Origin of the sequence: Microbacterium profundi (genome assembly GCF_000763375.1) — a bacterium.
Classification (GTDB): Bacteria; Actinomycetota; Actinomycetes; order Actinomycetales; family Microbacteriaceae; genus Microbacterium; species Microbacterium profundi.
The window spans coordinates 345,744-363,228 of sequence record NZ_JPSY01000001.1; the positions used below are offsets into that span (position 1 = coordinate 345,744).

Sequence of the window (17,485 nt, forward strand, 5' to 3'; positions counted from 1 at the left end):
TCACTCGGGGGCCCGTTCGTTCAGTGCACCCGGCGCCCGATCCTCGTACCAGCCCTGGATGAGCGATCTCGCGATGGACGCCGGCCCTGGCAGGCCCACCGGGCCGTCGCCGTCGAGCGCGCTGCCGATTTCTTCGCGCGTGAACCAGCGCACGTCGATGATCTCCTCGCCGTCGGGGCGTGCGCGGCGCTCGTCGGATGCTGTCGCGCGGAATCCGACCATGAGGGAACGCGGGTACGGCCACGGCTGAGAACCGATGTAGCGGACGGAGTCGAGCCGTACTCCGGCCTCCTCCTCGATCTCGCGGTGCACCGTCAGCTCGAGCGATTCGCCGGCCTCCACGAAGCCGGCGAAGCAGGAGTACATCCGACCATGCCAGTTCGCGTTCGCACCGAGCAGCAGCCTCTCGCCGTCCTCGCTCTCGACCGCGACGATCACCGCAGGGTCCGTGCGCGGGAAGATGTCGTGCTGGCAGGCGCTGCACCTGCGCGACCATCCGCCCTGACGCAGCTCGGTGTCGGATCCACACTTCGCGCAGAAGCGCGCGTCGGTCAGCCACCCGGCGAGTGCGATCGATTCGACGAGGAGCTCTGTGCTCTCGGGGTCGAGAAGGCCACCGGCATCGCGCAGTCCGAGCCAGGTCTCCGCCGGTGCCGCATCGATCGAGTCGGAGGACACGGCCTCCACAGCGAGGAGAAGAGGACCCGTGTCGCTGTGCCTGCCGAGCAGAGCCCATTGCGCCTCTGCCACCTCGTCTGCCGCGACTGCGACCAGCACGCCGTCATCGATCCGGACGCGGCCGTCGCGCACGACGATCACGCGGACATCACCGGATGCGCGCAGCGCCTCGAGGATCCCCGGCTCGTCGCGCAGATGCGCGGCCCGGTCGAACAAGGCACGGCGGACAGTCATCGACTCCCTCTCTCGCAGGCGTGGCGTAGGCGCAACCGCACCCGAGCGGACCTAACCTGGGGGCATGGCACGGTCTCCCTTTACTCTAGCGGCGGCGGTCACAGCCGCACTGTCCGGGGCGGAGGTCGTCGGGGCGCGAACTCTGACAGCCGACGGCGACGGTCGGTTCGACTCAGCGGTCGTCACACTCGCCGATGGGCGCGAACTCGCGATCCGCGTCGGCGACGACGACGAGACGGCGCGCGAGCTCGCCTCCGAGTCGCTCGCGCTGCGCGCGCTGACCGCGGGTGCACGCGCCATGCTGCCCTTCCGAGCACCGGAATACGTCGGCGAGACGCGTCTCGCCGACGGTCGCGCACTCGTGACCGAACTGCTGCCCGGATTCCAGATCGAAGCGTCCCATGTGCCGGCAGGTCGCGGAGCGGCAGAGTCGATGGGGGCATCGATCGCTGCAGTGCACGCGCTGCCCGCATCCGTGGTGCGCAGCGCCGGACTCACCGCCCGCAGTGCGGAGGAAGCCAGGGAAGAAGTCCGCCAACTCGTCGATCGCGCCGCGGCGACCGGGCGCGTCCCCGCACGCCTCACTGTCCGCTGGCGCGAGGCCGTGGAGGACGACGATCTCTGGCGCTTCGAATCCGCCGTGACACTGGGCGGCGTGCAGGCGACGTCGTTCCTGTTCGAAGACGACCCCGATGCCGGCCCGTCCGTGATCGGCCTCGTGCACTGGCACGGACTCGCGCTCGGGGATCCCGCAGTCGACCTCGCCTGGCTCTCGTCCGCATCGGATGCCGCCGGCGATGTGCACGCGTCATACGCACAGGCCTCGGACCGAGCGCCCGATGGCGCGCTGGCACTGCGGGCACGGCTGCTGGCCGAGCTCGAGTTCGCGCGCTGGCTGGTGCACGGCGATGCGCTGCACCGCAGCGACATCGTGGACGACGCGGCAGGGCTGCTCGAAGCCCTGTCGGAAGGACTCCGCGAGAACGATCTGTCTGTGATCGCTCAGCGCAGCGAGGGCGTCGACTCCGCCATGGACGCGCTGGGGCGAGTGCCCGAGACAGCGTCGACGCACGTGAACACCGCCATGGAGACCGACGCGTACAACCCGCGGGATCTGCTCCCCGGCGAGGATGACGCGGTCGCCGACGCACCTGTCGGTGGTCGTGCCGAAGATGGTCGCGTCGCAGGGGGTGACGTCTACGTGGGCGATTCCACCGAGGATCTCAGCGATCTCGCTGATTCCGACCTGCTGCCTCACCCGGTCGCTGACCCTGTCGAAGCGCCCCCGCGAACCGAGCCGCACCCTTCGACAGGCTCAGGGAGCGGCTCCCGTCCAGGGAGCGGCTCCCGTCCAGGGAACGACTCCCGTCCAGGGAGCGACGACGCCGACCCCGCGGATGAGGCTCAGCGCGCCGCGCGCGCCGCGCTCCAGCGCTGGACCAACTCCTCCTCCGAATAGACCCGGTCGCCACGGATGACGAGATCGTCACCGACGTAGTACAGCGCGACGTCGATCTCGTCGAGCGGCACTGCGAAGCGGCGGTGATAGGCGAGGCGATACAGCGCGAGCTGCAGCATCCGCTCTTCGCGTTCCGAGGCGTTGCGCGGTGCCTTGCCGGTCTTCCAGTCGACGATCTCGATACGTCCGCCGCGATCCTCGCGGCGGTACACGGCATCCAGCTTGCAGATGACGATGTGACCCTCGCCCACCGCCCCTGCGACGGGCTCAGGGGTCGAAAGGTCGGTAGAGCCGGAACCCAGAGCGAAGTCGATCTCGATCTCGACGGCGATCGGCTGGCGCGTCGCCCATTCGCTCCCCTCGAAGATCTCGCGCAGACGCGCGAGGTCGGCCTCATCGGCGGCCGACACGCTCCACTGGTCGGGCTGCTCCTCGTCGGAGTCCCATAAGGCGCTCTCGGGACCGGCACCGGCTCCGACCAGCCCCGACCGATGCTCCACCCAGGCGTGGAACAGCGTGCCGAGGCGCGTCTGCCGGTACGGCCGCTCCGGCATGGGTCTGCTCAGGGCACGCACCGTGCCGTCGAAGTCGGTCACGTAGTCCTTGAACTTCGATGCAGGCACGCGCGCAGGCGGTTCCGCGCGGATGCCGCGCTGACGTTCGGCGCGCTCGGCGAGCAGTCGTCCCAGCTGCACGGAGGCAACCGGCTCTCCCTCGACGGCGCGCACGCGCGCGGCAGCGGACTCGACCACCGCACGACGGCCGCCCAGAGGATCCAGCGGCCAGACACTGGTCTTTCCCTCCCCCGCGTACGGGTTCTCGTCATCGTCGACCGCTGCGATCGCATCGAGCCCCAGCACGTCGATGGCCTCGCACAGATACGGGCTCGCCTCACGAGGGCTCTTCTGCCCCGCCCAGTGCGCTCCGGTCAGAAGCAGATCGGTGCGCGCACGGGTGATCGCCACGTATGCGAGCCGGCGCTCCTCCTGCTGCTGGTACTCGCGGTAGGCGTCCTTGAACACCGTGAGTGCGCCGGGGCCGGACTTGCTCCTGCTCGTCAGAGATGCCACGCCCGCCTTGAGCCGCTTCTGCGGATCGAGGTCGGCATCCGCCGGCGGATCCCACTGGAAGTGCGGCAGCGCGGCGCTGTCGCCACGCAGTGCGAAGGGCAGCACACCGAATCCGAACCAGCCCGACGTGTCGGTGGGACGAGAGGGAAGCTCTCCCTCGACGAACCGCACCACGGCGACGGCATCCCATTCGAGTCCCTTGGAGCCGTGGATCGTGAGCAGCTGGACGACGCCCGGCTCGGGGGGCTCCGGCCGGGGCATCAGCTCATCCGTGCTCTCGGCCTTGTCGAGCCACGCCAGCAGCGACCCGATCGTGCCGCGGTCGTCGGCGGTGAGGAACGCACGCACCTCGTCCGCGAAGGCGCGCAGCTGCGTCGCCGCGACGCGGGCGGGTCCGCGGGTCTCGTTGGAGGCGAGTTCGATGTCGAGTCGGAGTTCGATCTCGATCAGGCGGATGAGCTCCGGAATCGGTTGCGCCGACGCACGACGCAGGCGCTCGAGCATCTCACCCGCCGCGCGTATCCGCGCCCGCCCCTCTTCGGTGATGCGTTCGATGAGTCGATAGTCGTCGCGGAGCCCGCGCACCACATCGACGGCATCCACGATCGACACGGCTTCGTCGGCGCCCCGTGAGGAGCGGATGCGCGCGCGCAGCTCGTCGGGCAGCGGCAGCAGTCCGCTGTCACGTCTGGACAGTTCCGAGGCGAGGTCGTACAGCGCACCCATGTCGGCGAGGCCGACGCCGAACCTCGGCCCTACGAGCAGTCGGATGAGCGCGGAGCCCGCGTTCGGATCGTGGAGGACACGCAGCGTGGACACCACATCGACCACCTCCGGCGTGGTCAGTAGACCGCCGAGGCCGAGGATGCGGTGCGGGATGCCCCGCGCCGCGAGCGCCTCGGCGAAGGTCTGCATGTGACGCTTGGATCGGAACAGGACAGCCCCCGTGTGGGGTGACGCCCCCGCGCGCGCCGATGTCGCGTATACCGCTCGCCGCTCGGCGAACCACTCCGCCACCTCAGCCGCCTCGTCATGCACAGTGAGCGGGTACCGGATGCCGACCGCGCCGGTCCCCGCGCCGGGGCGCGGCTCGAGCGGCGGGACGTCGAGTCCGGGGCGTCGAAGCGGCTCGAGCACCCGATTGGCCACGTCGAGAATGGTGCTGTCGTTGCGCCAGCTCGTCATGAGGCTGAAGTCCGCAGGCGCCGTATCGCGGGCGAAAGTGCGCGCGAACGCGTAGAGGTTGTCGGCGCTCGCACCGCGCCAGCCGTAGATCGACTGGTGCGGGTCGCCGACCGCCATGACGGCCGAGTCCCGGAACACTTCGGCGAGGAACTGCGTCTGGATCACCGAGGTGTCCTGATATTCGTCCAGCAGCACCACCCGATGCTGCTCGCGCAGGTCGGCGCGCACATCGGGTGATGCTTCCACGATGTCGTAGGCGCCGCTCACCTGATCTGCGAAGTCGAGCACACCCCTGCGCTGCTTCTCGGCGATGTACGCCCGCACGAGCGCGGTGAGCGTGGGCAGCGCGAGCAGGTTGTCGGCGACCTTCGCGATGTCGGCGTTGCTGCGATACGGCGCGAAGGCGACCGCATGCTCGAGCGCGATCCGCTCCGCCCTCTCCAGATCGGCTCGGTGGTCGAGCGCGTCGCCGGCGAGCCGCTGCACCGCGTCGACGACTGTGCCGACGGCGTACTCGATGCCCTCCAGCTCCGGCAGGTCGGCCCGCAGCACGACCTCGCGCGCCAGCATCCAGGACCCAGCCTGGCTCAGCATGGCGACGTCTGGGTCACGGCCGATCCGGGGCGCATGCTCGCGCACGATCGAGTCGGCGAACGCGTTGTACGTCGAGACGCGGGGGCGGATCATCAGATCCTCCGCCGTCCGCGGCGAGGTCGGATCCCATCCGGTCTCGAAGTGCTCGGCGAGCTCGCCGAGGACCTGCGAGCGCACCAGCGAACGCTGTGCGCCAGGAGATGCCTCGTCGACGCGTCTCAGCATCCCGGCGGCGATGATCTCCGGGACGTGCGGGAGCAGGCCGCGCTGGCCGTATTCGTCGATCACCGCGAGCCGCGCGGCGATGCGTTCGGCCAGCTCGCCTGCGGCCTTGCGGGTGAAGGTCAGCCCGAGGATCTCGTCGCGGCGCACATGCCCGTTCGCGACGAGCCAGACGACGCGGCCCGACATGGTCTCGGTCTTCCCACTGCCCGCACCGGCGACCACGAGCGCAGGCGTGGGTGGTGCCTCGATGACGCGCTGCTGCGCCGTCGTGGGTGGGGGCTGTCCGAGTGCCGCTGCCACCTCGAGCGCCGAGAGGCCTGGGCCCTGCGCATTCCACGACGTCATGCACTGACCGCCGGCACGGTGTGGATGCGGCACGGGTGCACACGCCACTGCACGTCGGCGCAGTGCGCCTCGACGTGAGCGGTGAAGCTGTCTCCCGACATCCCCCTGGCCGCCGATGCGAGCCGGTTCAGGAATCGGGTGCGCGCATCACCCATCAACGTGTGCTGATGGGCCACACGGTAATCGCTGCCGGCCAGCGTGTTGGCGACGAGCAGCAGCCGGGCACCCGCGAGCGCGCCGGCATCGGCGCCGTCGATCAGACCATGGTCGACTGCGACCTGATAGGCCGCGAGCTGCGCGTGCTCCTCGACTTTGGCATCGGTGGTCGGCTCGTTCTTGCCGGTCTTCAGATCCACGACGACGACCCGTTCTCCGTTCGTTCCCTCCGCCATGTCGGTCCAGCCGCGACCTCGTGCGGCAGCATGCTCTCCCTTGCCGGTCGGGTACGCCTCGACCCGATCGATGAAACCGTGCACGACCGCCCGGTTCGGGCCGTCGGCTTCCTCGCCCACATGCACGGCCGGCGCCTCGACGGGGTCGTCGTCCGTGCGCGGCTCCTCGACGGCGGCGACGTCAACGGCGAAACGGAACTCCACCTCGCTCGCGAGCACGCGTCCGCGATCACCGGCCACCTCCCCGAGGTAGGCGTGCAGGCGTTCGATGTACAGATCAGCGCGGCGGCGCTCCTTGCGCCCGATCCATGCCGTCTCGAAGTCGAGCTCGGGCCAGTGCTCTTCGACAACAGCCCGCAGTTTCTCGAGATCGCCGTCGGTGACCGTCTCCATCGCCTCATGGATGATCGTGCCCATCCCGGCCGACGGTGGCAGCACCGTATCGCCGCCGAGCGCCGCGATCGCCCAGTTCAGTTCGCACTCCTCGAACGATTCCATCTTCGACGGTGAGACGCGCGCGGCCCTGATCGACAGATCGTGCAACGGCGCCGACGTCGACGACGCGGCGATGCCGTACCACTCGCGCGGGTCTGCGCCAGGCACACCCTCGCGTGCCAGCACCGAGAGCTGACCCGCCGCATCCGCTCGGGTGTCGGCGTCGGGGGAACTCGTGAGTGTGCGCCGATGCCGGGCGACGAGGCCCCGCAGGGTGAGCGGGTGCTCGGCCGCGGGGTGCGCGGATGCGGGCGGCGGTTCCGGCAGGAACCCGAAGAACGCACTGGGGCCTGTGGCATCGTCATCCACCGCGGTGACGACGATGCGTGAGCGCGCCCGCGACAGCGCCCGAACGAAGAGGCGCAATTCGTCATGCAGGGCATCACGGCGCCGATCCAGTACGCCAGGCGCCGTCTCGGGCTCACCGGAGCGCGCGGCGGTGACGGCATCGGCCAGGCGCCACGTCTCGAGCAGCCCCCCGCGCAGCCGGACGTTCGGCCACACCCCGTCCTGCACTCCCGCGACGATGACGGCATCGAACTGCGTGCCCAGCGCCGTCGCGGGTGTCAGCAGCGTCACGAGTCCGGGCCTGTCGGGCGTGGAGAGCGTGTCTTCCGGCACTTCGCTGTCGAGGATGTCTCGCACGAACGCATCAGCGCGCTCATTCGGCGTGCGCTCGACGAAGCGCTTGGCCGCGTCGAACAGGGCGACGAGTGCATCGAGCGCCCTGGCGGTCTCTCCGCCGCCCGGCTGCTCCGCCGCCGCCCGCCAGTACTGCTGCAGCTTGGAACCGTCGAGGGCGCGCGAGCCATCCCAGATGCGCCAGAGCAGCTCGTGGATCGTCTCCCCCGCCTCAGCCGCGGCGGCCGTCTCGGCGAGCGTCGTGGCGAAACGTGCAGCGACTCTCGCCTCGGGCGCGTCGACGAATGTGAAATGCGCGGGAAAGGCCATGGCCTGGCGCAGCAGCTCGGAAGCCGGCGTCGATCCCCCGTCGGCGAGTTCGACGTGGCGCAGCCGCGCCCGCAGGCGGCGGAGGCCGACGGCATCCATCCCTCCGAACGGCGAACGCAGCGCGTCGACGAGCATCTCGGGTTCACGGGCCTCGACCGGGGTGAGCGCCAACCGCACGATGCCGACGATGTCGCGCACGACGCCCTCGCTGCCGAGTGGCCGTTGCACACCGGCTGCCCGCGTCGGCACCTCGCGCGCGGCGAGCTCGGTCTCGAGCGACGTCACCTGCCTGGTGTCGTGGGCGATCACTGCCATGTCGCTCCACGCGATCCCATGCGTGAGATGCCAGTCGCGCAGCGTGCCCGCGATGCGGTCGGCCTCTTCATACGGTGACGGGGCGAGGAAGGCCTGCACCGGCGCGTCGGCGGATGCCGGCGTGTCGAGGACCTCGGGTGCGGGGCCCGGTGCGCGACGGTGCTCGACTCGTCCGGCGACGCCGATCGCCTGAGTGACGGTGCGGGTCAGATCGGTGAGCGCCGGCCTCTGACGATGCGGCGTCTCCAGTACGAAAAGGCGCTCGAGCACCCCGGAGAGCTCATGGAACAGCTGCGGGCTCGCCCCGCGGAACGCCCCGGAGGAGATATCGGGATCGCCGAACGCGAGGACCGCGATGCCCCGTGCGCGCAACGCGCGCACCATGGTGATGCCGCCTCTGGTGATCTCCTGCGCGTCATCGATCAGCACGACTCGCAGCGGCGCGAGCGGGCCGAGGATCGCAGCATCGGCATCGCGGAGGATCGCCGCCGCCTCACTGAGCAGATCCGCCGCGTCGCGGTACGCGGTGCGCATGCCGGCGAGCACGGCGCGGTACTCGTCGACGAACGCGCCGACCGCACGCCAGACCGGCCGCTGCGAAGCCTGCAACTCGTGCGGCTGCACTCCCAGTTCGGTGCACTCCGCGAGGAAGGCGCGCAGTTCGGAGCGGAATCCCTTCGAGGCGCGCACGCCGGCGCTCAGAGCCTCGGGCCATCGCGACGGGTGCCCTGCCGTCTCGTCGTCGAGGTCGCCGGCGAGCAGATCGGCGATGATGCGGTCCTGGTCGGCGCCGGTGAGCAGCGCCGGAGGCTCTTCACCCGCGTTGACCATCGCACCGCGGACGAGCTGGAAGGCGAATGATCCGAGGGATCGGGCCAGCGGGCCAGGAGTCGCCTGACCGATGCGCACGCCGATGCGGTCGCGCAGCACGGTCGCCGCCTGGCGGTTCGGGGTCAGCACCAGCACCTCTTCGGCCGCGAGCGCGTGATGGCCGAGAAGCGCGGCGACCCGGTCGATAAGGGTCTGCGTCTTGCCTGTTCCCGGAGCACCGATGATGACTCCGGATGCTTCGGCAGCCGCCTCGACGACGGCTCGCTGCCCGGCATCCTCTGTCATGGCATCCACGCTAGTCCGAGCTCCGGACACTGCCTGACCGCGTCGCGGAGGAACCCGACCTCGCTTGTGCGCCCAGGGCGAAACCGGGCCCCGCGCCCGATCCGGCTCGACATCACCGGGGTAGAGTTGGGCGCAGTCCCCGAATCTTCAAGGAGCACGCGTGGAAATCCGCATCGGCATCATCAACACCGGCCGCGAACTGAACTTCGAGACGTCCACCAGCCCGGATGATGTCCGCGCCCAGGTGACCGCGGCACTCGAGCAGAACGCCGCGCAGGTGAGCTTCACCGATGTGAAGGGCAACTCGTACATCGTGCCGACCGCGAACCTGGCATTCATCGAACTCGGCACCGAAGAATCGCGTCGCGTCGGCTTCGTCGCCTGACCGGCGATGTACATCCTTCTCGCGCTCATCGCGGCGTGCGCTCTGGGTATCGCCGTGCACTTCGTGCTTCCGCACCGCTCACTGCGGGGCGTCGCCGTCGTGCCTGCCATCGCCGCTGCAGTCGCGGCCGTCGTCTACACGCTGATGCAGTGGTCCGGCATCGGTGAGGACAACGGCTGGCTCTGGCTGGCGAGCATCGGCGGCGCGGTCGTCATCTCCGCCGTGGTCGGATTCGCGGTCACAGCGACGCGTCACCGTGCGGATGCCGAGAAGAAGGTCGCGCTCGGAATCTGAGCCGGCGCGGTCTCGTGAGCGACGCGGATGCTACGCGGCGAGGCCCATCGCATCCATGCGGCGCGCGTGCGCCCCCATGAGTTCGGTGTAGACCGGCTCGACCCTGTCGTCATCCTCGGCCAGGCGCTCCGGCCGCAGTGCCTGGCGCGCCACGAGCACGGTGTCGCCGACGAGTCTGCGTGCCCACATCGACAGCAGTGAACGCCACTCCTGGTCCGACTCTATGGTGCGCTTGAGGATCTCGACGATCTCTCCGGTGTCGTCGTCCTCGCGGAGGATGTCGGCGATCCGGCGTCCCGTCTCGCCGTAGCTCGATGCGAGCGCGAGATAGAAGTCGTCCAGCATCCCGGCCGTGATGTAGACCGCGAGCAGCGTCTCGCGCGGCCGCGCGCCGATCGTCTTGCGGCGGAACGCATCGAGGTGCTCGCGGAACGGCAGCATCAGCTCGGTCGCGTCCTCACCCTGCTGGCGGATCACATCGACGATGCCGCGGTGCTTGCTGAGCGCGGCGCCGGCCGCACGAGTGATCGCGGCCTTCTCCTCGAGCTCGGGCGTCGCCCTGATCAGGCGGGTGAGCGTCTCGAAGTATCCGAGCTGCAGATAGGCGGCCTGGCCGAGGAACCTGTTCAGCTCCGGCGCGAGTTCCGCGAAGTCGACTCGCATCGCCCCGCCGACATCTCGACGAGCGCGCAGCGTCAGAGTACGCCTGGGGGCATCACGTTGCCAGAACCACTTCACCACGGGTTCAGACTACCGGCGCGGCGGGAAAGCGGTTCTTCCGGCCGATTCGCTCTGCTCGGGTAGTCTGGAAGGAGCCCTGCCGTAGGAGCAGGGGCCCGCGCCTGTGGCACAAGAGACGGCGTGGATCCGTAACGTGGCGCTCTCTTCCTTCCCGAAGGCCCGCCGGACAGGCAACAGAACAAGTGACAACATTCGCTGATCTCGGTATCGATCAGGACATCGTCGACGCAATCGCGGCCAAGGGCATCATCGACGCGTTCCCCATCCAGGAGCAGACCATCCCCCTCGGCCTCCCCGGCCAGGACATCATCGGCCAGGCGAAGACGGGTACCGGCAAGACCTTCGGTTTCGGCGTCCCCGTCGTGCAGCGCCTCGGCAAGAACCCGGAACCCGGCGTCAAGGCGCTCATCGTCGTTCCGACCCGCGAGCTCGCGGTTCAGGTGTACGAGGACATCGACCTGCTCACCAGCAACCGTTCCACCAGTGTCGTCGCCATCTACGGCGGCAAGGCGTACGAGGGCCAGATCGACCAGCTGAAGGCCGGCGCGCAGATCGTCGTCGGCACCCCTGGTCGCCTCATCGACCTCGCAGGCCAGCGTCTGCTCGATCTGTCGAACGCGACCGAGGTCGTGCTCGACGAGGCGGACAAGATGCTCGACCTCGGCTTCCTCGCCGACATCGAGAAGATCTTCCAGAAGGTACCGGCAGTACGGCACACGCAGCTCTTCTCGGCGACGATGCCCGGCCCGATCGTCGCACTCGCCCGCAGGTTCATGTCGAACCCGATCCACATCCGCGCCAACGACCCCGACGAGGGCCTGACGCAGGCGAACATCAAGCACCTCGTCTACCGCGCGCACTCGCTCGACAAGGACGAGGTCATCGCCCGCATCCTGCAGGCCGAGGGCCGCGGCAAAACCGTGATCTTCACCCGCACCAAGCGTGCGGCCCAGCGGTTGGTCGACGAGCTCGGCGACCGCGGCTTCAACGTCGGCGGCGTGCACGGCGACATGGGCCAGGAGCAGCGCGAGCGCTCGATGGCCGCGTTCAAGGCCGGCAAACGCGACGTGCTCGTCGCGACCGACGTGGCCGCTCGAGGCATCGATGTCGATGATGTCACGCACGTGATCAACCACACGATCCCCGACGAGGACAAGACGTACCTGCACCGTGCCGGCCGCACCGGCCGCGCTGGCAAGACCGGCATCGCCGTCACGTTCGTCGACTGGGAGGACCTGCACAAGTGGGCTCTCATCAACCGCGCCCTCGAGTTCGGTCAGCCGGAGCCCGTCGAGACGTACTCGTCGAGCCCGCACCTGTTCGAGGACCTGAACATCCCCGCAGGCACGAAGGGCCGCCTGACGACGGCTCCCAAGACGCAGTCCGTGAAGACGCAGCGTGCTCCGCGCCCTGAGCGCGCGGCCGACGCTGCCGCCGAGCAGGGTTCGGGCGACGGCACCACGCGCCGTCGCCGTCGCCGTCGTGGCAGCTCGGGTGACAAGGTCGGCTCGACGTTCGCTGAAGGCACCACGGCGAACGAGTCGGTATCGTCGGATGCGGCGCCCGCGGTCGAGCGCGACGCCGAAGGTGCCGGTACGCACGACGGCAAGGGCGGCGAGCATCACGACGGCAAGTCCGCCCCGCAGCGTCGCCGCCGTCGCCGCCGCTCGGGTGGCGCTGCGCCGGCAGGCGCGTAGGTTCTGACGAAGCGGGGCGGATGCTGCGGCATCCGCCCCGCTTTCGTATGCAGAACGCCCCTCAGGCGTAGCGCGGCTCAGAGCCTGTCGCACGCTCGATGATGCGCGCGACCATCTCGTCCGAGGTGGTGTTCTCACCGGGAAGGTTGGGCTTTCCCGCACCGTGGTAGTCGCTGGATCCGGTCACGATGAGGTCGTGCTTCGCCGCGAGCTCGCGCAGGATCTTCTTGCCCTGCTCGGTGTTCTCGCGATGATCGATCTCGAATCCGCCGAGTCCGGCATCTATGAGTCGCTCGATGAACGGGATCGGCATCATCCGCTCGCGCCCTGACGTGACGGGATGCGCGATCACGGCCACTCCCCCTGCACCGGTGATGAGATTCACCGCAGTGAGCGGATCGGGTGCGTAGTGCGGCTCGTAGTACCCCTCGCGCGGATGCAGGATGCCGTCGAACGCGGCGCTTCGATCGCTGACGATGCCGCGGGCGACGAGAGCATCGGCGATGTGCGGGCGTCCGACCGTGGCATCCCCTGCCGTCTGAGCGACCACGTCGGCCCACACGAGGTCGTAGTCGCGGCCGATGTTGCGCACGATCCGCTCGGCCCGGCCGATGCGGTCGCCTCGGATGCGATCGGTCTCGGCGCGCAGCGCACCGTCGTCCGGGTCGAACAGGTATCCGAGGACGTGCACGCTGCGCCACTCGTACTTCGCGGACAGTTCCATTCCGGGGAGGAATGTCATGCCGAGGGATGCCGCGGCATTCCCCGCCTCGTCCCACCCCGTGCTGCGGTCATGGTCCGTGAGGGCGAGCGTGCGGATGCCGTGGGCGTGCGCCTGTCGCACCACCTCCGCAGGTGTCTCGGTGCCGTCGGAGTGATTGGAATGCAGATGCAGGTCATTCGGCCCCGAGAACCTGTTCGCACCGGCGCCCGGCACCGCGTCATCCGTCATCCTCTGAGCGTATCGCGGCGCCATACGCAGGGCGGTGCCGCTGCCACGCCTGGTCGCGATCCGCAGGGGGTCGGACCAGACGATTCACAGTGTGCGGCCGTAGGCTCTAGGGGATGTTTCGACTCCTGGGGATCCTGCTGACGGTACTGTTCGCGATCGCGACCGCGATCGTCGTCTGGCCGCAGTTCTTCCACCTCGAGCAGACTTTCCCGTTCGCACAGCTCGTCGCCGTGCGCGGTGCGGTGCTGGCGGGTCTGCTCGCGATCGCCGTGCTGTCTCTCCTGCTGCTGTTCGCCAGGCCGCTGCGAGGATTCGCGGCGTCCATCCTCATCGTCGCCCTGCTCGGGTCTGCGGCTATCGCCGGGATCAGCGCGCTGCGGGGCTTCGGGACCGGTGAACTTCCGGCGAAGAACGAGGCGAGCGTCCGCGTGCTCACCTGGAACACCGCGGGAGAGGCCGTTTCGGCCGAGACCATCGCCGATGCGATCCTGACTCAGGAGGTCGACGTCGTCACGCTCCCTGAGACCGCGGAATCCGTGGGCGAGCGCATAGCGGTCATGCTGCGTGAGCAGGGGCGCCCGATGTGGGTGCACCACGTGCAGTTCGGCGAGGTCCCGAACGGTCCGCAGGCCTGGGAGACCACGATCCTCGTCTCCCCTGAGCTGGGCGACTACTCGGTGATCGGGTCGTCGGCGGACGGCAGCAACAACACCAGCTCCGTGCCGAGCGCGGTCGTGATGCCGGTCAACGGCACCGGGCCGACCATCGTGGCCGTGCACGCGGTCGCGCCGCGCGTCGACGCGATGGAGCGCTGGCAATCCGACCTGAGCTGGATCGCCGATCAGTGTCCGGCGGGCGATTTCATCCTCGCAGGTGACTTCAATGCGACGATCGACCACATGGCCTCGCTCGGAGTGGACGGCGGCGACATGGGCTACTGCCGCGATGCGGCGAGCCGAACGGGCACCGGAGCCACAGGCACGTGGCCGGCGTCGTTCCCCGCGCTGCTCGGCGCGCCGATCGACCGCATCATGGCGAGCCAGAACTGGGAGCCGACCGGATCGCTCGTGCTGGACGCCGCCGGCAGCGATCACCGCGCGCTCGTCGTGCAGCTCGATCCCGCGGGCTGAGTCCGCCGGTGTCCGGCTGCATGACTCCGGAGAACTGCCCCGAATCCAGCCGTAGCTGCGTCAACTGAACCGGATCCGCCGAAAAGCTCCGGAGTTATGCAGAGCGATGACTCTGCATCCGGCGCGCAATGGCCACTACCGCCCGCCATCCGATCAGGAACAGCGCCAGCGTCAAGGTCGCGACGATCATGAAGGCGATCGCGGTCCCCTGCCCGCTCAGTGCACGCAGCACCAGCCCCACGACCACCGTGACGGCCCAGATGACGACGCCCGGCAGCATCCGATCCGCATGGGTGCGCCGGAGCAGCATCACCGCATGCGCGGCGAGCACGGCGACGAGGAACGGCCACATCGTGTTGAGGAGGCCCGGAACGTCGCTGAACACGCCCTCGGCATGCGAGAACCGACCGATCACGCAGAACACCGCGACGAGGATCACGTCGATGACGATGGTGAGGGCGATGGGCATGCGAGGCGCAGTCATGTTCCCCAGCCTAGGTCGGAGTGAGAGACTGGATAGATGAACACCGGAGAGAGCGACACGATCGCCGAGGCCCCCGTCACGAACCGCAAGCAGCCCTTCCCCCGCGGATTCCTGGACACGATCTCGACCGGCTGGGCCGAGCGTCCTGAGTCGATGCCCGCTGCCCGCCCCCAGGCCGCGTATGCCGCCGCCCGGCGCGCGAAGGTGTCCGCAGCATTCCCCGGCAAGCGCCTCGTCATCGAAGCGGGCTCGCTCAAGCAGCGCAGCAACGACACCGATTACGTGTTCCGCGCGCACTCCGCATTCGCGCACCTGACCGGGTGGGCCGCCGACACCGAGCCGGACTCCGTGCTCGTGTTCGAGCCGCGTTCCTCAGAGGCAGCCGATGACGGTCACGACGTCACCCTGTACTTCCGCGAGCGCGCGGACCGCACCACGACCGAGTTCTACGCGGACGCCACGGTAGGCGAGTTCTGGATCGGCCCTCGGCCGTCACTCGCCGGCGTCGCCGCAGATCTGGATGTCGCGACCGATCACCTCACCGCCTTCGAGGCCGGCGCAGACGATGTCGTCCTCGGTGATGCCGAGCTCGATCGGGTCGTGTCCGAGCTGCGTCTCGTGAAGGACGAGTACGAGGTCGCCGAGATGCGCCTGGCTGTGGACATCACCGCCCGCGGTTTCGACGACATCATCCACGCGCTGCCGGATGCCGCGAAGCACGCCCGCGGCGAGCGCGTCGTGGAGGGCGTCTTCCACCGTCGAGCGCGCGAGGACGGCAACGGCGAGGGATACGACACGATCTCCGCATCCGGTCCGCACGCCTGTTATCTGCACTGGACGCGCAACGACGGCGCCGTGGTGCCCGGCGACCTGATCCTCGTGGATGCCGGAGTCGAGGCCGACAGCCTCTACACCGCCGACATCACGCGCACGCTGCCCGTGAACGGAACCTTCGACGACGTGCAGCGCAAGGTGTACGAGACGGTGCTGGAGGCTGCGGATGCCGCGTTCACCGTGGCACGCGTCGGAGTGAAGTTCCGCGAGGTGCACGAGGCTGCGATGAAGGTCATCGCGACGCGCGTGGCCGAGTGGGGCGTGCTGCCGGTCAGCGCCGAAGAGGCGCTCGATGCGGATGCCGGCGGCCAGCACCGCCGCTACATGGTGCACGGCACTTCGCACCACCTGGGCATCGACGTGCACGACTGCGCGCAGGCGCGCCGCGAGATGTACTACGACGGGGTGCTCGAAGCAGGCATGGTCTTCACGATCGAGCCCGGCCTGTACTTCCAGATCGATGACCTCACTGTTCCGCAAGAGCTGCGAGGCATCGGCGTGCGGATCGAGGACGACATCCTCATGACCGAGGACGGACCGGTGAACCTGTCCGCCGGCATCCCGCGCACCGCGGATGACGTCGAGGCGTGGATCGCGCGGGTGCAGCAGGCTTGAGTGCACAGCGCGACCGCTTTCGTCGGCTGTTCCGGGCCGGGTTCACGACGTACACGGCGTTCGCGGTCTGGGCCGAGTTCGTGCACTGGCGCTCCAGCAGGCGAATGCTGGGCACCGCGCCTGGTGCGGCTGAGCTGAAGAGTCGGGCGGGTACGGAGGCCGTGGTCGTGCTCGGCTACGGCAACCGCGGCGCGCGTGCGAACTTCGTCAACCGCTACCGCGTGCGCGCCGGCATCCGCTCGATCGACCGCACTTCCGACAGCGTGCTCGTTCTCTGCGGCGGAACCGTGCACAGCAAGGTGGCCGAGGCTGAGCTGATGGAACGCTTCGCCCGCGACGAGCTCGACTACACCGGACGGATCCTGTTGGAATCGGACAGCCGTTCGACCTGGCAGAACGTCGAGAACGCGATCGGGCTCATCGAGCACGCCGACGTCATCAAGATCGTCTCGAACTCTCCGCACGCCGAGGTGGCTCGAGAGTATCTGTGGCAGCAGCGTCCGGATCTCGCCGAGCGGCTGGTCCGTGCCGACGAGCACCGTTTCGGCGAGATCGTGCCGATGAAGATCGGTGCTGCGCTGCGGTTGCTGCTGTTCCGCTTGAAGGAGCGGGCGGCACGCGTCCGGCTCAGTCCATGAGAACTCAGGCGTCGGCGAACGCCGCCACGATCGGTGCCAGAGACGCGGCCACGACCTCGGGCGGGCGTTTGTTGCCCTTCACCTCGAACGAGTGACCGCCGCCGCCGATCCATTCCACCCGCGCGTCGATGCAGCTCTCGACAGCCTCTTCGAACTGAGACAGGGGTTGGATGAACGGATCGTTCGACCCCTCGATGAACAGCTGCGGCACGGTGATCGAAGGCAGATGCTCGGTGCGCGGCTTGTCGGGTCGACCAGGCGGATGCAGCGGATAGCCGAGGTAGATCAGCCCGTCGACGTCCATGCCCTCGGCGACCGCCATCGACGCCATCCGGCCGCCGTAAGACTTGCCTGCCGCCCATAGGGAGGCATCCGGGGCGAGCGAACGCGCGTGCGCCACCGCCGCCCACCACGTCGCGATCGCGTGTGCTGCGGGTCCCGGCATCCGCCTGCCCTGCTCCCGGTACGGGAAGTTGAACCGCAGGGTCGAGAAGCCGGCCGCGTTCAGCGCGTCGGTGAAGCCGGTGAGGAACGGGTGCTCCATGCCGGCGCCGGCGCCGTGCGCCACGACGACTGTTCCGCGACCCGATGCCGGTGCCCACAGCGCCGAGACGGTCGCCGCACCGTTCGGCAGCTCGACCTCGAAGTTCACGACC

At 69.1% G+C, this 17,485-nt stretch carries 14 protein-coding genes; 7 read left to right on the top strand and 7 right to left on the bottom strand.

The features are described from left to right. Positions 1 to 912 (bottom strand): NAD(+) diphosphatase, encoded by a 912-nt coding sequence (gene nudC / locus JF52_RS0101640; protein ID WP_033104780.1) that lies wholly within the window; start codon positions 910 to 912, stop codon positions 1 to 3. A 64-nt stretch (positions 913 to 976) separates the two neighbouring features. Here nudC and JF52_RS0101645 point away from each other — a divergent pair, with 64 nt between their 5' ends. Next, positions 977 to 2,371 (top strand): phosphotransferase, encoded by a 1,395-nt coding sequence (locus tag JF52_RS0101645; protein WP_033104781.1) that lies wholly within the window; start codon positions 977 to 979, stop codon positions 2,369 to 2,371. Here JF52_RS0101645 and JF52_RS0101650 read toward each other — a convergent pair. Beyond that, on the bottom strand, positions 2,317 to 5,790 hold the full coding sequence (locus JF52_RS0101650; protein ID WP_033106170.1) for an ATP-dependent DNA helicase: 3,474 nt from the start codon (positions 5,788 to 5,790) through the stop codon (positions 2,317 to 2,319). The genes JF52_RS0101645 and JF52_RS0101650 overlap by 55 nt on opposite strands. Beyond that, positions 5,787 to 9,059 carry an ATP-dependent helicase gene (locus JF52_RS0101655; RefSeq protein WP_033104782.1) on the bottom strand — a complete coding sequence of 1,091 codons (3,273 nt, stop codon included), beginning with the start codon at positions 9,057 to 9,059 and terminating at the stop codon, positions 5,787 to 5,789. The genes JF52_RS0101650 and JF52_RS0101655 overlap by 4 nt, the downstream gene beginning before the upstream one ends. Positions 9,060 to 9,219: 160 nt before the next feature. Here JF52_RS0101655 and JF52_RS0101660 point away from each other — a divergent pair, with 160 nt between their 5' ends. Both JF52_RS0101660 and JF52_RS0101665 read left to right on the top strand, forming a co-directional pair. Next, on the top strand, positions 9,220 to 9,444 hold the full coding sequence (locus JF52_RS0101660; RefSeq protein ID WP_033104783.1) for a DUF3107 domain-containing protein: 225 nt from the start codon (positions 9,220 to 9,222) through the stop codon (positions 9,442 to 9,444). 6 nt (positions 9,445 to 9,450) lie between these two features. Beyond that, entirely contained in the window at positions 9,451 to 9,738 is a 288-nt protein-coding gene (locus tag JF52_RS0101665) for a hypothetical protein (RefSeq protein WP_033104784.1), read from the top strand. A gap of 30 nt (positions 9,739 to 9,768) precedes the next feature. On the opposite strand, the gene JF52_RS0101670 is transcribed toward JF52_RS0101665, so the two are convergent. Then, entirely contained in the window at positions 9,769 to 10,479 is a 711-nt protein-coding gene (locus JF52_RS0101670) for a ferritin-like fold-containing protein (RefSeq protein ID WP_033104785.1), read from the bottom strand. A 182-nt stretch (positions 10,480 to 10,661) separates the two neighbouring features. Here JF52_RS0101670 and JF52_RS0101675 point away from each other — a divergent pair, with 182 nt between their 5' ends. After that, a complete protein-coding gene (locus JF52_RS0101675) occupies positions 10,662 to 12,176 on the top strand; it encodes a DEAD/DEAH box helicase (protein WP_033104786.1) in 1,515 nt (504 codons plus the stop codon). A gap of 61 nt (positions 12,177 to 12,237) precedes the next feature. On the opposite strand, the gene JF52_RS0101680 is transcribed toward JF52_RS0101675, so the two are convergent. Beyond that, positions 12,238 to 13,128 carry a PHP domain-containing protein gene (locus JF52_RS0101680; RefSeq protein WP_033106171.1) on the bottom strand — a complete coding sequence of 297 codons (891 nt, stop codon included), beginning with the start codon at positions 13,126 to 13,128 and terminating at the stop codon, positions 12,238 to 12,240. A 113-nt stretch (positions 13,129 to 13,241) separates the two neighbouring features. On the opposite strand from JF52_RS0101680, the gene JF52_RS0101685 reads away from it, so the two are divergent. Then, entirely contained in the window at positions 13,242 to 14,258 is a 1,017-nt protein-coding gene (locus JF52_RS0101685) for an endonuclease/exonuclease/phosphatase family protein (RefSeq protein ID WP_033104787.1), read from the top strand. 94 nt (positions 14,259 to 14,352) lie between these two features. Here the strand turns inward: JF52_RS0101685 and JF52_RS0101690 are convergent, their stop codons facing one another. Beyond that, positions 14,353 to 14,742 (bottom strand): DUF3054 domain-containing protein, encoded by a 390-nt coding sequence (locus JF52_RS0101690; RefSeq protein WP_200880931.1) that lies wholly within the window; start codon positions 14,740 to 14,742, stop codon positions 14,353 to 14,355. A 36-nt stretch (positions 14,743 to 14,778) separates the two neighbouring features. Between JF52_RS0101690 and JF52_RS0101695 the strand changes: the two genes are divergently transcribed. Then, positions 14,779 to 16,191: an aminopeptidase P family protein gene (locus tag JF52_RS0101695; protein WP_033104789.1), complete on the top strand. Its 1,413-nt coding sequence runs from the start codon at positions 14,779 to 14,781 to the stop codon at positions 16,189 to 16,191. Further along, entirely contained in the window at positions 16,188 to 16,829 is a 642-nt protein-coding gene (locus JF52_RS0101700; protein WP_234001393.1) for a YdcF family protein, read from the top strand. The genes JF52_RS0101695 and JF52_RS0101700 overlap by 4 nt, the downstream gene beginning before the upstream one ends. Before the next feature lie 4 nt (positions 16,830 to 16,833). Here JF52_RS0101700 and JF52_RS0101705 read toward each other — a convergent pair whose 3' ends face one another. After that, positions 16,834 to 17,481: an alpha/beta hydrolase family protein gene (locus tag JF52_RS0101705; RefSeq protein ID WP_052166676.1), complete on the bottom strand. Its 648-nt coding sequence runs from the start codon at positions 17,479 to 17,481 to the stop codon at positions 16,834 to 16,836. Positions 17,482 to 17,485: the final 4 nt, after the last annotated feature.

Bases quoted from the DNA above. Each gene is read 5' to 3' on its own strand.
- JF52_RS0101680 (WP_033106171.1), bottom strand. From the start codon at position 13,128: ATGACGGATGACGCGGTGCCGGGCGCCGGTGCGAACAGGTTCTCGGGG.
- JF52_RS0101685 (WP_033104787.1), top strand. From the start codon at position 13,242: ATGTTTCGACTCCTGGGGATCCTGCTGACGGTACTGTTCGCGATCGCG.
- JF52_RS0101690 (WP_200880931.1), bottom strand. From the start codon at position 14,742: ATGACTGCGCCTCGCATGCCCATCGCCCTCACCATCGTCATCGACGTG.
- JF52_RS0101650 (WP_033106170.1), bottom strand. From the start codon at position 5,790: ATGACGTCGTGGAATGCGCAGGGCCCAGGCCTCTCGGCGCTCGAGGTG.
- JF52_RS0101655 (WP_033104782.1), bottom strand. From the start codon at position 9,059: ATGACAGAGGATGCCGGGCAGCGAGCCGTCGTCGAGGCGGCTGCCGAA.
- nudC (WP_033104780.1), bottom strand. From the start codon at position 912: ATGACTGTCCGCCGTGCCTTGTTCGACCGGGCCGCGCATCTGCGCGAC.
- JF52_RS0101695 (WP_033104789.1), top strand. From the start codon at position 14,779: ATGAACACCGGAGAGAGCGACACGATCGCCGAGGCCCCCGTCACGAAC.
- JF52_RS0101645 (WP_033104781.1), top strand. From the start codon at position 977: ATGGCACGGTCTCCCTTTACTCTAGCGGCGGCGGTCACAGCCGCACTG.
- JF52_RS0101665 (WP_033104784.1), top strand. From the start codon at position 9,451: ATGTACATCCTTCTCGCGCTCATCGCGGCGTGCGCTCTGGGTATCGCC.